The sequence below is a fragment of the Flavobacterium suaedae genome (assembly GCF_014642915.1).
Taxonomy (GTDB): Bacteria; Bacteroidota; Bacteroidia; order Flavobacteriales; family Flavobacteriaceae; genus Flavobacterium; species Flavobacterium suaedae.
Window position 1 is genome coordinate 30,508 of the sequence record NZ_BMJE01000009.1, and the last position, 13,450, is coordinate 43,957.

The following is a 13,450-nucleotide window of genomic DNA, read 5'->3' on the forward strand; positions in this document are numbered from 1 at the left end:
ATTTGTGTGTGCTATTGTTGTTTTCTAGTCTAATTTTTTCAACCCCATTTTTTCAGCTCTTTCCATCATATAGGCATAGGCAGCTTCACGTTCATTAGGTATAACCCCTTCCAGTATTGCCTCTTTTATAGCTTCTTTAAGTGTGCCTATTTCCCTTGATGGTTTCAGGTTAAAGGTTTCCATAATTTCCTCTCCGCTAATTGGTGGCTGAAAATTACGCACGTGATCACGTTCTTCTACCTCTACAATTTTTTGGCGCACTATCTGGAAGTTTTTATGGTACTTTTTATACCTGTTAGGATTTTTAGTAGTAATATCAGCTTCGCAAAGTGTCATTAAATCATCAATATCTTCACCTGCATCAAAAATCAGTCGTCGTACAGCTGAATCGGTAACAATATCCTGAGCCAACACAATAGGGCGGGAGCTTAGCATTACCATTTTTGCTACGTACTTCATTTTGTGGTTTAACGGCATGTGTAGCCTTTGGAAAAGTTTTTTAACCATTTTGCCACCTACAAATTCATGCCCATGGAATGTCCAACCTATTTTTTTACTGAACTTTTTAGTAGGTGCTTTACCAATATCGTGCAGTAGTGCAGACCAGCGTAACCAAACATCATCAGTATTTGGGGCTATGTTATCTACTACCTCAAGTGTGTGATAAAAATTATCCTTATGGGTTTGTCCTTCTACTTCCTCTACACCTTGCAGTGCGGTAAGTTCAGGGAGTATAATATCCAGTAAACCTGTTTCGTATAATAGTTTAAACCCAACAGAAGGGACATCTGCCATTAATATTTTATTCAGCTCGTCTACTATACGCTCTCCTGATATAATACTAATACGCTCTTTGTTTCGGGTAATAGCATTTAGTGATTTGCCTTCTATATCAAAGCCCAATTGAGCCGCAAAGCGTATAGCACGCATCATTCGCAAAGGGTCATCCGAATAGGTAATATCCGGGTCTAGCGGTGTGCGGATAACTTTATTTTCAAGGTCTTCCACACCATTAAAAGGGTCAACCAGCTCCCCGAAGTTATCTTTATTAAGCGATAGTGCTAAAGCGTTAATAGTAAAATCACGTCGGTTTTGGTCGTCTTCCAGTGTTCCTGTTTCAACGTGTGGTTTACGGCTTTCCCATTGGTACGATTCCTTACGTGCGCCTACAAACTCTACATCAATAAAATCATCGGGTGCATTTTCATAACGAAGCATAGCTGTACCATAGTTTTTAAAAACCTGTACTTTGGGTTTGTTTGGTAGCAGGTTTGCTACCTCTTTAGCAAGTGCTATACCGCTGCCAACAGCAACAATATCAATATCTTTTTTAAAATTTCGTTTTAAAAGAAAGTCTCTTACATAACCGCCAATAACATAGCAATCAACGTTACTATTTTGAGCGGCTTGCGAAGTAATATCAAATATTTTATTACGTAAGGCTTCTTTATATGAAGTTTTCTCTCTCATTAATTCAATTAAGGGCGGATAATTTTAACCTGTAAATCATTGCCTATCTTTATAATAGTAGATGGTTTTGCAGCGATTTTTTCGTGGTGCAAATTTACGACATAGTCTACGCCGTCCAAAATATGATGGTCTATTTCTTTAAAAGAATTTGGTGTAGGCATACCGCTAACGTTGGCAGAGGTGGAAACTAACGGTACTTTCATTCGCTCCATAAGTTTATAGCAAAAAGGTTCTGTTACCAACCGAACGCCTAAAGTGTTATCATCAGCAACCAGGTTAGGTGCTATGTTTTTAGGTTCGTCCAGTATGAGGGTAGTGGGTTTGTCGTTTAGCTCCATTATATCCCAGGCTACTTCCGGTATTTCTTTAAACACTTTATACAGCATGCGGTCGCTGTTCATGAGTACAATCATACTCTTGCTTTCTTCACGCTGTTTTAGCTCGTATATTTTTTTTACAGCTTCGGCATTAGTAGCATCACAACCAATACCCCAAACGGTATCAGTAGGGTATAGTATAATTCCACCTGCTTTTATAGCTTCATACGCGTTGTGAACCTCTTTATTTATATCTTCGTTACTCATCTTTTATTTAAATTGATTGATAACTTTTACTACTTTTTGTGTTTCCTCATCGGTTAAAACAGGGCTTATAGGTAAACTCAACACTTCGTTATGTATTTGCTCTGTTAATGGGAATGATAAATTATTCCACTCTTTGTATGCTTCCTGCTTGTGTGGCGGTATAGGGTAGTGGATAAGCGTTTGAATATTGTTATCCGTTAAAAACTGTTGTAATTTTTCTCTCTGCGTACAGCGTATTACAAATACGTGCCAAACGTGAGCCAGCTCATCTTTTGGTGGTTTTGGTAATGTAATATTGGGGTTTGTAATGTTTTCTATATAATACTTGGCAATTTCCCTGCGCCGTGCATTTTCATTATCAAGATGAGGTAGCTTAACATTGAGTATGGCCGCCTGTACTTCGTCAATACGGGAATTTAATCCCTGATATTTGTTTACATATTTTTGCTCTGAGCCGTAATTGGCAATAACCCGAATTGTTTTAGCTAATTCATTATCGTTAACTGTTACTGCACCTGCATCGCCTAAAGCTCCTAAGTTTTTGCCGGGATAAAAACTGAAACCGGCGGCATCGCCTAAATTTCCTGTTTTTATACCGTTCCATTCCGCACCAATAGCCTGAGCATTGTCTTCTATTATTTTCAGGTTATGCTTTTTCGCCAGTTGTTTTAATTTCTCAGAAAAAATAGCCTGCCCATATAAATGGACTATCAGTATGGCTTTGGTTTTGGCTGTAATTTTCTCTTCTATTTTATGGATGTCAATATTATAAGTATCAGTATCAGGCTCTACCAATACAGGGATTAAGTTATTATCGGTTACTGCTAAAATTGATGCAATATAGGTGTTGGCAGGTACAATAACTTCATCACCCGGCTTCATGATTCCCATTTCTCTATAGGCTTTAAATATAAGCCGTAAAGCATCCAGTCCGTTTGCCACCCCAATAGCATGCTGGCAACCAATATATTCCGAAAGGTTTTGTTCAAATTCTTTTACTTCTTCTCCAAAAAGATACCACCCGCTCCTGAATGTTTTTAACAGACGGGTTTCTATTTCCTGCTGATGTTGCAGGTTCACTTTTTGGAGGTCAAGAAATTTTATCATGAAATACAGATTTAAAGCAAAAATAATGAAAGTTACTGTGTTATTATATGCAGGTGCTATGCTTTAGTTTTTAATATTTACATTTGTGCATTATAAACGCTATTATGAAAGTATTACACGTATCAGGTGCCAGAGGTTGGGGAGGTAATGAACAACAACTTATAGATTATATCCCTGAACTGGAAAAACTGGGAACATCACATGTTGTATTTGGGGTGAAAGACTCTGTATTACATAATAAATGTAAAGATTTAGGAATAGCGTTTATAGAGGCTAAAAAGCACAAGCTTAATAAATTTGCTAACTATTTATATTTAAAAGAAGTAGTTAAGGGTGTAAAGCCTGATGTAATTCATTTACATACCAGTGATTCACTTACAGTGTATACTATTGCAGATTTATTAACCCGATTAAAAACAAAAGCGGTTTTTTCTAAAAAGGGAATGGGTAGCCGTAGTAGCTTGTTGAGTAAGTATAAATACAATTATAAAAATTTAGCAGCTATTATATGTGTATCTAAAAGAGTACAAGAAGAATTTTCAGCTATATTAGATGAGGCTACTAAAAAGAAAACAATTGTAATACACGATTGTGTTTCTCCTAAAATTTTAAATACTACTGATAAAGGTGAAGATATTAAAACAAAGTTTAATATTCCTGATAATGCTTTTATAATAGGAAATATAGCCAACCATACAGCTGCGAAAGACCATTTTACGCTTATTGAAACAGCAGATTACCTTATTAATACTCTGAATAAAAAAGATGCTTATTTTGTGCAGATAGGAGAGTACACAAAGCTAACGGATGAATTAAAAGAGCTTGTAAAACAAAAGGGGCTTGAAAACAGGATATTCTTTACAGGTCGTATTCCTGAAGCATATAAATTCAATCATCAATTTGATGTTTTTGTAATGACTTCGCAGCGTGAAGGCGGACCTACTTCTGTTTTGGAAGCTATGCTTTTAGGCGTACCAACGGTCTCTACAAATGTAGGTGTTATGCCTGAAGTTATTGAAAATGGAGTAAATGGTTTTATTTGTCCTGTTAAAGATTATAAAACTATTGCTGAGAGTTTAAGTAAACTTACAGATAATGCACAATTACGCGAAAACTTTTCCGCTAAAGGTAGTGCTGTTATAAAAGAAGGTTTTATGGCAGAAAAATTGGCGCCGCAAACCCTTAAGGTTTATAAAGCAGCAGCGCAGTTTAAATAGTTTTATTTTTTAAGGTATTGGTCTATACCTTTATCAACGTAAGTTATTTTTTTTGCAGTAGTTTCTTTTTCTATTTTTTTATTTATTTCCAAGTTGTTTTTAGGCTGCTCTTTATGATAAATGTGGTAAGCCAATCCTGTATATTTAAGTCGCTTACCCAATACGCCGTTATTGTGCATACGTTCTATCAATTCAGAATCATCCATACCCCACCCAACAATATTTTCATTATACCCATTGATAGCAAGAAAATCTTTTTTCCAAAAAGACATATTACATCCTCTTAATTTCTTAGAACGTAATGCTACAGGCTTTATAAAATTCATAAACAGAGGTATACGTAGTGTACGCCCTCTTTTTTTAATACCACTTGAAGAGAAATTAAAATGTATAAGCTTCTTTTTAAAAAGTTCCGGTAGTTTTTCTTTGGTAATAGTAGCCCTAGAGCCAAATAAGTACATACCCTCTTCAGCAAAACGCAGATGGTCTTCTATAAAATGTTTTTCCATTATTATATCACCATCTATTTCTATAATGTAATCACTTTTAGACTGTGCTATGGCTTTATTTATTATTATAGATTTTCTAAAGCCTTTATCCTCATGCCAAATGTGAAGTAAAGGAATACTAAGCTTTTCCTTGTATTTATCAATTAGTTCTTTTGTTTCTTTTCCAGAACCATCATCAGCAATAATTACCTCATCAGGCATTTTTGTCTGTTTAAGTAAACTCATTAAAATCAACTCTAATGCTTCAGGCCAGTTATAGGTTGTAATTAAGAGTGTTGAGGAAGGTAATTTTTGCATAGTAATGTTTTTACAAAAAACTATTTTTTTAATTTATATATACCCAATGCTTTTTTCAGCATTTTGTTGAATAAAACCCAGTTAACATAAAGCCCGTTTTTAAAACTTGTCCATGCCCATTTGCTGTGTGGTAATATATTTTCGGTAATGGTAGTTTGCATAGCAGACGAAAGCATAAAATCATTTTTAACATCCTCCCATTTTACATTGCCATAGCCGTCAAACTCATTTACTTTATTCTTTTCATGAATTATAGACATCCATAACCTGCGGTGGGTAACTTGCGTAATTCGGGTTTCTTTTTTCCAGTGGTTATGGTCGTTTAACCAAACTGTTTTAGGATTATCATTTTTTTCTATAAGGCTGATAAAAGGGTTAAAAATGTGCTCCTTTTTCCCCAGCATTATAGTTGGTTTTATTTGTAATGAAAACCCCCTAATCACATCAATAGCCATGTAGTCCTGCTGATTAAATTGCTTTTGTACTTCGGCTATAAAATCTTTGTGTATGCAATCATCATTATCAATGCGCGATGTAATAAGATAAGGCTGATTGCTGCTTTCCGCTTCAATCAGCTTTTGTATTTCAGGGTAAAAAGCAGGCATACCTTCTATATAAAACAACTTTATATTATCATGACCGGATAAAAGTTTTTCAATTTTCTGTCGGTAGGTTTCAGGTGTAGTAACATCAAAATAAATCAACCAGTTAAAGTCACGGTTGGTTTGTGCTACAACAGATGGCAGACAGAAATTTTCAAACAGCCATAGTCTATGTTCAAGCCATTCATCATTAAGTAGTGTTTCATTATTTTTAGTAACATCCCACTTTGGGTTTTTTAAATTAAAACGGGTAATAAGGTAATGATTGAACATAGGTTTATTTCTGTATTATTCGGTAAAAATAAAGCAATTATTTGAAGTCTAAAACGCAATTGGTTACTTTTGCTTAAAATTGCATTAGCTCATGAACAAAGTGATACACCCTGATTTTAGTAAATATGAAAAGGAAATTACTGATATTGTTGAAAACTTCTCTACTAAGGGTGCTTTGTTTATAGATGGCAGACGTAACAAAATTAAAACTTTTCCTTTAGGTGATATTACAGTAAATGTAAAATCGTTTAAAGTTCCTAACCTGATAAACAAAATAGTATATCGCTTTTTCAGGAAATCTAAAGCAAGACGCTCTTATGAGTTTGCTAACCGATTACTGCAAGAGGGGGTAGGTACACCACAGCCAATAGCTTATTTTGAAAACAGGAGCGAGGGAGTGCTTAAGGATAGTTACTACATGAGTGAGCAAATGAATCCCGATTTAACTTTCAGGCAATTAATTGAAATTCCTGATTACCCTGAGCATGAAATTATATTGAGGCAGTTTACTCAGTTTACCTATCAGCTACATGAAAAAGGAATTGCTTTTTTAGACCATACTCCGGGTAATACACTAATAAAGAAGGTAGGAGAACAGAATTACGAGTTCTTTTTAGTAGACCTTAACCGAATGAAGTTTTGCAATACCATGAACCTTGAAGACCGTATTGTTAATATGGCGAAACTTACGCCTGAAAAGCACCTTATAAAGGTAATGAGTGATGAGTATGCAAAGCTGTACAATAAACCGTATGATGAGGTTTATAAGCTAATGGTAAAACATACAGAGTACTTCGCTAACAGATTTCACCGTAAAAGAGCCATTAAAAGAAAGCTGGGATTAAGGAAAAATTAAAAAGTATTACCTTTGCAGCTATTCTTTTAAGAAAATACTCCACACATGAAAATATCAGTTATAATAAGTACCTATAATGCCGAAGAATGGTTAGAAAAGGTGCTTATAGGCTACAGCATGCAAACCTATAAAGACTATGAAGTAATTGTTGCAGATGATGGTTCACGCCCTTCTACTAAGGAGCTTATAGATCGTTACGCAGCAAACTATCCTGTACCTTTACGCCACCTATGGCATGAAGATAAAGGTTACAGAAGGCAGGAAATACTTAATGTAGCTATTGTAGAAGCCGCCAATGAGTATATTATTATGACTGATGGTGATTGTATTCCAAGAGCAGACTTTGTAGAAGTACATGCTAAGTATGCTGAAAAAGGCAAGTTTTTATCAGGAGGGTACTGTAAACTACCCATGAGTACCAGTAAAGCTATTACTAAAGAAGATATTGAAGCGCAACGTTGTTTTGATGTTAAATGGCTGAAAAGCATTGATAAACTGGGCTTTTCTCAAACTTTAAAGCTGGCATCAGGTTCTGTATTGTCTACAGTTTTGGATAGTATTACTACAACCAATCCTTCATTTAATAATTGTAACTCTTCAGGGTTCAGAGAAGATATGATAGCTATAAACGGCTATGATGAGCGAATGAAATATGGTGGTCCTGACAGGGAGTTTGGTGAACGCCTTGAAAATTATGGTGTTAAAGGCAAGCAGATAAGACATAAGGCTATTTGCCTGCATTTAGACCATAGTAGGGGGTATAAAACACCTGAATCGCTTGCTGCTAATTTAGCAATACGAAAAGAAGTAAAAGAAAAGAATATTAAATGGACTCCTTACGGTATTGTAAAGGAGCTTGATCTTCCGCCTGTTTCATAACATGCAGAAGAAATTTTTCCAGTTCTTTTTCAAATAAATTAAGGGTAAGTTTTTGGTATAATTCTAAAGACTTATCCTTAAATTCTTTAGGGTGTTTATCCCCGTAAATTTCAGGGAAATAATCCTGTAAATGTATTGCAATGTGATTGTTACTTTCCGTAAGCATGTTCCATGAATTTTTGTTAATCCACGGAGAGAAAATAGTGAAAGTAGGTATACCTAAAGCTTTCGCCATATTAACAGAACCGCCCTCGTTACCAATTAAGGCATTACTGAAAGATAGTACTGCTAAAAACTCCCTTAAACTCTTTACATAAAAGTCAAAAGCTATTGCTGCTTTAGCCTCAGGGCTGCAAAGGTTGTATATTTCCTGTGCCTTTTCTTTTTGTGACGGCAAATAGTTAAATACCAGTTGAACACCATTACAAGTGCGGGCTATTTTATTAATAGTTTTAGCCATTTCGGAAGCAGGCAGGCTTTTAATATCATCACTACCCAACAAGCTTATTATAAAGAAAGGCTTGTTGATATCCAGTTTTTCAGCTATTAAATGTACTGCTTTGTCTTTTTCCTGTTCGGTAAGGTATATTTTAGGAAATGTAACAGGGTGCTCTTTACCTGTAACAGCTTGTGTAAGTTGCATTCTGTGGTATAGCGCAGAGTTTGACACATCCTTTTTAGGAACAACTGTTTTACTATAGAAGAATGAAGTATACCATTTTTTATAACCTACTTTAACCTTAGCACCTGAAAAGGAGGTTATAATGCCACTTTCCCACTTACCGTAGGCATCAATAACAATGTCGTATTTTATTTTTCTTATCTTTTTAAGAAAACTGAAAAACTCCCACTTACTTTTTCGGTACTCCTCCTTAAAAGGAATAATTCTGTTTATGTTTGGGTTGTTTTCTACAACAGGTAAAGTAAAATTATGTATAAGGTAATCTATTCTTGCACAAGGGTATTCCTGTTTTAGTGTATTGCATATACTACTGCTGGCAAGCACGTCACCAATCATTTTTTGCTGAATAACAAGTATTTTTTTGCATGCTGCATTCATTTCGCGCAGGTACACATAACGCATATATACGTGGTACCCAAGTATACGTGCAATTTCGTAACCGCGCCTGCCGTTTATAAACCCGAATTTTAAAACATAATATTTAAAAAATCGGAAAGCCGGTCTTACCGTAAAGTGAAATATATTGGTAGATATTCCCTCATTATAAAACTCTTTCGCCTTTAAGCGCGAGTAGTGAAGCCTCTTTTTAAGGAAGTCTTCTTTATTTATAAAGGAGTAGTGTTCTATAGCATATTTAAGTACACGGCTTTTTCCGTCTATAACCAGTTTTTCGTGTACCAGTTTATCGGAGTAACGACATTTGGATTTTCTGAATATTCTTGCAGTTCTGTCTTCGTTAAAGTTGCTGTTTACAAGCGGTTTTCCTTGGTAGTAAAAAACTCGTTTTACCCATAGTGCTACTTCCTCAGGATTACTGTTTACAACATCTACAAGTTCGTCAATTCCTTTTTGTGTTACTCTTTCATCAGCATCAAAAAAAGTAACCCAGTCATGCTTAGCTAAATCAAGGGTATAGTTACGCTGCGAAGAAAAATCGTCAAACTTACGTTGGTAAAATCTTACTTCGGGAAATTCTTTTTTTATAATATCAGGAGTACCATCGGTACTAAAAGAATCTACAACAACTATCTCGTCTGCAAACGACATGTTATGTAAATACTCCCTTATATTTTGCTCTTCATTAAAAACAATGGCAAGAGCAGATATTTTAGCTTTATTTTCGCTCATTGTCACTATTTAAACCGCTACATTATATTCTCTCAAAGCATCGTTAAGTGAAGTTTTTAAATCTGTTGAAGGCTTGCGTTTCCCTATAATTAATGCACATGGAACCTGATATTCTCCTGCGGCAAATTTTTTAGTGTAACTACCCGGTATAACTACCGATCTTGCAGGCACCACACCTTTGGTTTCTACCGGCTCGCTACCTGTAACATCAATAATTTTTGTAGAAGCTGTTAAACAAACATTAGCACCAAGTACCGCTTCAGTTTCTATTCGTACACCTTCTACAACTATACAACGCGAACCTATAAAGGCATTGTCTTCAATTATTACAGGTGCAGCTTGTAAAGGCTCTAATACACCGCCGATACCTACACCGCCACTAAGATGTACATTTTTACCTATTTGTGCACAACTGCCTACAGTAGCCCAAGTATCAACCATAGTACCTTCATCTACATAAGCGCCTATGTTTACATAGCTCGGCATCATTATAACACCTGACGATATGTACGCACCATGGCGTGCTACAGCATTTGGCACAACTCGTATTCCCTTTTCGGCATAATTATGTTTTAGTGGCATTTTATCATGATATTCAAAAATACCTGCTTCCATAGTTTCCATTTTTTGTATAGGGAAGTACATTACCACAGCCTTTTTAACCCATTCGTTAACCTGCCATCCGTTTTCGGTAGGTTCAGCTACTCTCAGTTTACCTGAATCAAGTAATTCTATAACTTCACGAATAGTTTTGGCTGTTTCTTCTTGTTGTAAAAGTGTTCGGTTTTCCCAGGCGTTTTCTATAATGGTTTGTAAGGTGGTCATGGCAATTCTTTTAAAGGCAAATATAGTAATATGGTTAAACTATTCTTAGAAAATAATCGAATCAAGTTACAAATCTTTTCATTCTATTTCCAAAATGTGATGTATTTCTTTAAATTTACTACAAAAGTTTGTTTTTAGGAAATGAAAGATAATTTTTCGATACAGGCTAAAGGCTACTCACAATACCGACCTCATTATCCGCAAGAGATGGTTGACTGTATACTATCTCATACTAAAAGTCTGGATACTGCGCTTGATGTTGCTACAGGAAATGGGCAGGTAGCAGTAATGCTTTCTGGTTATTTTAAAGATGTACATGCAATTGATATTAGTAGTAATCAACTGCAAAATGCAACACAAAAAACTAATATTACTTATACTGAGCAGAAAGCAGAGGCTACTAATTTTAAAGATTCATTTTTTGATCTTATTACTGTGGCCCAAGCTATACACTGGTTTAATTTTGATGTTTTTTATAAAGAAGTATACAGGCTATTAAAACCTGATGGAATTATTGCAGTAATGGGGTATGGCTTATTTAAAACAAATTCAGCAACTGATAGAATAATAAGTCGTTTTTACCATGATATTTTGGGACCATATTGGGATGGTGAGCGAAATTATATAGAGGAAAACTACAAAACAATACCTTTTCCATTTGAGGAAATTTATCCTGAGAAACAATTTTTTAATGAGTTTACATGGAGTTTTAAACAACTGAAAGGTTATTTAGAAACATGGTCGGCAGTGCAACATTATATAAAAGAAAATGGTAGTAATCCTTTTGATTTAATAGAGGAATCGCTAAAAGAAACATGGCAAAAAAGCGACAAACGTGTAACATTTCCGTTACTTTTGCGCATAGGGAAAATGTAAACAATTAAGTTATGAGTAGTGATTTATTCGCAAAAGCAAACAATCAAAAAGGGAGAATACTGGCGATAGATTATGGAGCTAAACGAACGGGTATAGCCGTAACTGATGAAATGCAAATGATAGCTTCAGGACTTACTACTTTGGCAACTGCAGAGTTATTGGGATGGTTAAAAAATTATTTCGAAAAAGAAAAAGTAGAACGTGTTTTAATAGGAGATCCTAAGCAAATGAACGGCGAGCCTTCGCAAAGTGCTCCACTCATAAATGCATTTGTTAATAAATTTAAAATTTCTTTTCCTGAAGTATCTATTGAGGGGGTTGATGAGCGTTTTACAAGTAAAATGGCATTTCATACCATGATAAATAGTGGGTTAAAAAAGAAACAGCGTCAAAATAAAGCGCTGATTGATGAGATTTCTGCAACAATAATGCTTCAGGATTACTTATCACGAAAAAATAACCTTTAAAAACTTTATTTTCGGTAAAAATTACTTTTTTTGATTTTTATCATACTTTATTAATAAAAGTTTTAGACTACGAGAGTTACCTTTGCATTTTAAACTTTCGCAATGTCTCAAATTACCCAAACAGAACCCGATGTTATATTAATTGGCGCGGGAATAATGAGCGCCACGCTGGGCATGTTCCTAAAAGAATTAATGCCTGAAATGCGAATTGATATTTATGAAAGGCTTGATGTAGCTGCTGCTGAGAGTTCAGATGCCTGGAATAATGCAGGCACAGGACATTCTGCCTTTTGCGAACTTAACTACACTCCGCAACTTCCAAACGGTGAAGTAGATACCCAAAAAGCTGTGAAAATTGCTGAATTCTTTGAGCAGTCAAAACAGTTTTGGACGTATTTAGTAAAACAAAACCGTATAACAAACCCTGAAGATTTTGTAAACAGTATACCGCACATGAGTTTTGTGTGGGGCGAAGAGAATGTTAACTTCCTTAAAAAAAGGTATGAAGCATTACAAAAGTTTACCATTTTTAAAGGAATGGAGTATAGCGAAGACCCTGAAAAAATAAAGGAATGGATGCCTTTAGTAATGGAGGGGAGAGAGAACAGTACCGAGCCAATAGCTGCTACCTGTATGAAAATAGGTACAGATGTAAACTTTGGCGAACTTACCCGAGATATGTTTGACTGGTTGGGGAAACAACCGGGAGTGAATATGCATTTTGGTCATGAAGTACGTGATCTTCGTCGTTCGGGTACAGGTAACGGTAAATGGAAAGTAAAAATAAAAGACTTAGAGCAACGTGAAAAAAGAAGTGTTTACGCTAAGTTTGTATTTATAGGTGCAGGAGGAGGATCATTACACTTACTGGAAAAATCAGATATTCCTGAAGGAGAAGGTTTTGGAGGTTTCCCGGTAAGCGGGCAATGGCTGCGATGTACTAATGAAGAAGTAATTGAAAAGCACCATGCTAAGGTATATGGTAAAGCATCGGTAGGAGCACCACCAATGTCTGTACCGCATATTGACAGTCGTGTGATAAACGGAAAGCGAGAGCTTCTGTTTGGTCCATATGCCGGTTTTAGTACTAAGTTTTTAAAACAAGGTTCTTATTTTGATTTAGCTACAAGCATAAGACTAAATAATATAAAACCTATGCTTGCTGCGGGGTATCATAACATACCACTTACTAAATACTTAATTGAGCAGGTAACACAGTCTAAAGAAGACAGGTTGGAAGCATTACGTAGCTATTTGCCGGATGCCAAAATGGATGATTGGGAACTGGAAACAGCAGGACAACGTGTACAGGTAATTAAAAAAGATCCTGAACAAGGAGGTAAGTTGGAGTTTGGTACGGAGGTTATTACAAGTGCCGATGGTTCACTGGCTGCATTGTTAGGAGCATCTCCCGGGGCAAGTACAGCAGTATCTATTATGCTTGATGTTATGAAGCGTTGCTTCCCTCAAATGGTAAGCTCTGATGATTGGAGAGAGAAACTGGAAGAAATGATACCTTCATACGGTAAGTCATTAAATAAACACCCGGAATTATTACGACAAGTACGCCATGAAGCTGCTGAAATATTAAAACTGGATAAACTTGATGACAAGTATTACGAATAACATAATTTTAGCTATATAATAAAAAAGCCACTCAATTGAGTGGCTTTTTTGT

13 protein-coding genes are annotated in these 13,450 nt (G+C 35.6%); 6 read left to right on the forward strand and 7 right to left on the reverse strand.

The genetic code is table 11. The features are described from left to right. Positions 1 to 24: 24 nt before the first annotated feature. Genes IEW45_RS14125 through IEW45_RS14135 form a run of 3 tightly spaced genes read right to left on the reverse strand, consistent with a single transcriptional unit; the run spans position 25 to position 3,161 of the window. Positions 25 to 1,470, reverse strand: coding sequence for a CCA tRNA nucleotidyltransferase (locus IEW45_RS14125; protein WP_188621919.1), 1,446 nt, complete (start codon positions 1,468 to 1,470; stop codon positions 25 to 27). Between the two features lie 8 nt (positions 1,471 to 1,478). Further along, positions 1,479 to 2,054, reverse strand: a complete 576-nt coding sequence (locus tag IEW45_RS14130) for an L-threonylcarbamoyladenylate synthase (protein WP_188621920.1) — start codon at positions 2,052 to 2,054, stop codon at positions 1,479 to 1,481. A gap of 3 nt (positions 2,055 to 2,057) precedes the next feature. Further along, complete coding sequence (locus tag IEW45_RS14135; protein WP_188621921.1) at positions 2,058 to 3,161, reverse strand: DegT/DnrJ/EryC1/StrS family aminotransferase; 1,104 nt, start codon at positions 3,159 to 3,161, stop codon at positions 2,058 to 2,060. Between the two features lie 104 nt (positions 3,162 to 3,265). Between IEW45_RS14135 and IEW45_RS14140 the strand changes: the two genes are divergently transcribed. Next, positions 3,266 to 4,378, forward strand: a complete 1,113-nt coding sequence (locus tag IEW45_RS14140) for a glycosyltransferase family 4 protein (protein ID WP_188621922.1) — start codon at positions 3,266 to 3,268, stop codon at positions 4,376 to 4,378. A 2-nt stretch (positions 4,379 to 4,380) separates the two neighbouring features. On the opposite strand, the gene IEW45_RS14145 is transcribed toward IEW45_RS14140, so the two are convergent. Continuing rightward, on the reverse strand, positions 4,381 to 5,184 hold the full coding sequence (locus tag IEW45_RS14145; protein WP_188621923.1) for a glycosyltransferase family 2 protein: 804 nt from the start codon (positions 5,182 to 5,184) through the stop codon (positions 4,381 to 4,383). Positions 5,185 to 5,204: 20 nt separating this feature from the next. Further along, positions 5,205 to 6,059 carry a glycosyltransferase gene (locus IEW45_RS14150; RefSeq protein WP_188621924.1) on the reverse strand — a complete coding sequence of 285 codons (855 nt, stop codon included), beginning with the start codon at positions 6,057 to 6,059 and terminating at the stop codon, positions 5,205 to 5,207. 91 nt (positions 6,060 to 6,150) lie between these two features. Between IEW45_RS14150 and IEW45_RS14155 the strand changes: the two genes are divergently transcribed. Both IEW45_RS14155 and IEW45_RS14160 read left to right on the forward strand, forming a co-directional pair. Next, complete coding sequence (locus tag IEW45_RS14155) at positions 6,151 to 6,915, forward strand: lipopolysaccharide kinase InaA family protein (RefSeq protein ID WP_188621925.1); 765 nt, start codon at positions 6,151 to 6,153, stop codon at positions 6,913 to 6,915. 45 nt (positions 6,916 to 6,960) lie between these two features. Continuing rightward, positions 6,961 to 7,794 carry a glycosyltransferase family 2 protein gene (locus tag IEW45_RS14160; protein ID WP_188621926.1) on the forward strand — a complete coding sequence of 278 codons (834 nt, stop codon included), beginning with the start codon at positions 6,961 to 6,963 and terminating at the stop codon, positions 7,792 to 7,794. Here the strand turns inward: IEW45_RS14160 and IEW45_RS14165 are convergent. Both IEW45_RS14165 and IEW45_RS14170 read right to left on the reverse strand, forming a co-directional pair. Further along, positions 7,739 to 9,604 (reverse strand): glycosyltransferase, encoded by a 1,866-nt coding sequence (locus IEW45_RS14165; protein ID WP_188621927.1) that lies wholly within the window; start codon positions 9,602 to 9,604, stop codon positions 7,739 to 7,741. The genes IEW45_RS14160 and IEW45_RS14165 overlap by 56 nt on opposite strands. Before the next feature lie 9 nt (positions 9,605 to 9,613). Next, complete coding sequence (locus tag IEW45_RS14170) at positions 9,614 to 10,429, reverse strand: 2,3,4,5-tetrahydropyridine-2,6-dicarboxylate N-succinyltransferase (RefSeq protein WP_188621928.1); 816 nt, start codon at positions 10,427 to 10,429, stop codon at positions 9,614 to 9,616. Between the two features lie 141 nt (positions 10,430 to 10,570). Between IEW45_RS14170 and IEW45_RS14175 the strand changes: the two genes are divergently transcribed. The 3 genes from IEW45_RS14175 (at position 10,571) to IEW45_RS14185 (ending at position 13,398) form a co-directional block, all read left to right on the forward strand. Continuing rightward, positions 10,571 to 11,305: a class I SAM-dependent methyltransferase gene (locus IEW45_RS14175; RefSeq protein ID WP_188621929.1), complete on the forward strand. Its 735-nt coding sequence runs from the start codon at positions 10,571 to 10,573 to the stop codon at positions 11,303 to 11,305. 11 nt (positions 11,306 to 11,316) lie between these two features. Continuing rightward, entirely contained in the window at positions 11,317 to 11,772 is a 456-nt protein-coding gene (gene ruvX, locus IEW45_RS14180; protein WP_188621930.1) for a Holliday junction resolvase RuvX, read from the forward strand. A 102-nt stretch (positions 11,773 to 11,874) separates the two neighbouring features. Then, on the forward strand, positions 11,875 to 13,398 hold the full coding sequence (locus IEW45_RS14185; RefSeq protein ID WP_188621931.1) for a malate:quinone oxidoreductase: 1,524 nt from the start codon (positions 11,875 to 11,877) through the stop codon (positions 13,396 to 13,398). Positions 13,399 to 13,450: the final 52 nt, after the last annotated feature.

Excerpts from the sequence above, each read along its gene's own strand:
- IEW45_RS14125 (WP_188621919.1), bottom strand. The coding sequence starts at position 1,470 with ATGAGAGAGAAAACTTCATATAAAGAAGCCTTACGTAATAAAATATTT.
- IEW45_RS14130 (WP_188621920.1), bottom strand. The coding sequence starts at position 2,054 with ATGAGTAACGAAGATATAAATAAAGAGGTTCACAACGCGTATGAAGCT.
- IEW45_RS14135 (WP_188621921.1), bottom strand. The coding sequence starts at position 3,161 with ATGATAAAATTTCTTGACCTCCAAAAAGTGAACCTGCAACATCAGCAG.
- IEW45_RS14140 (WP_188621922.1), top strand. The coding sequence starts at position 3,266 with ATGAAAGTATTACACGTATCAGGTGCCAGAGGTTGGGGAGGTAATGAA.
- IEW45_RS14145 (WP_188621923.1), bottom strand. The coding sequence starts at position 5,184 with ATGCAAAAATTACCTTCCTCAACACTCTTAATTACAACCTATAACTGG.
- IEW45_RS14150 (WP_188621924.1), bottom strand. The coding sequence starts at position 6,059 with ATGTTCAATCATTACCTTATTACCCGTTTTAATTTAAAAAACCCAAAG.
- IEW45_RS14155 (WP_188621925.1), top strand. The coding sequence starts at position 6,151 with ATGAACAAAGTGATACACCCTGATTTTAGTAAATATGAAAAGGAAATT.
- IEW45_RS14160 (WP_188621926.1), top strand. The coding sequence starts at position 6,961 with ATGAAAATATCAGTTATAATAAGTACCTATAATGCCGAAGAATGGTTA.
- IEW45_RS14165 (WP_188621927.1), bottom strand. The coding sequence starts at position 9,604 with ATGAGCGAAAATAAAGCTAAAATATCTGCTCTTGCCATTGTTTTTAAT.
- IEW45_RS14170 (WP_188621928.1), bottom strand. The coding sequence starts at position 10,429 with ATGACCACCTTACAAACCATTATAGAAAACGCCTGGGAAAACCGAACA.
- IEW45_RS14175 (WP_188621929.1), top strand. The coding sequence starts at position 10,571 with ATGAAAGATAATTTTTCGATACAGGCTAAAGGCTACTCACAATACCGA.
- ruvX (WP_188621930.1), top strand. The coding sequence starts at position 11,317 with ATGAGTAGTGATTTATTCGCAAAAGCAAACAATCAAAAAGGGAGAATA.
- IEW45_RS14185 (WP_188621931.1), top strand. The coding sequence starts at position 11,875 with ATGTCTCAAATTACCCAAACAGAACCCGATGTTATATTAATTGGCGCG.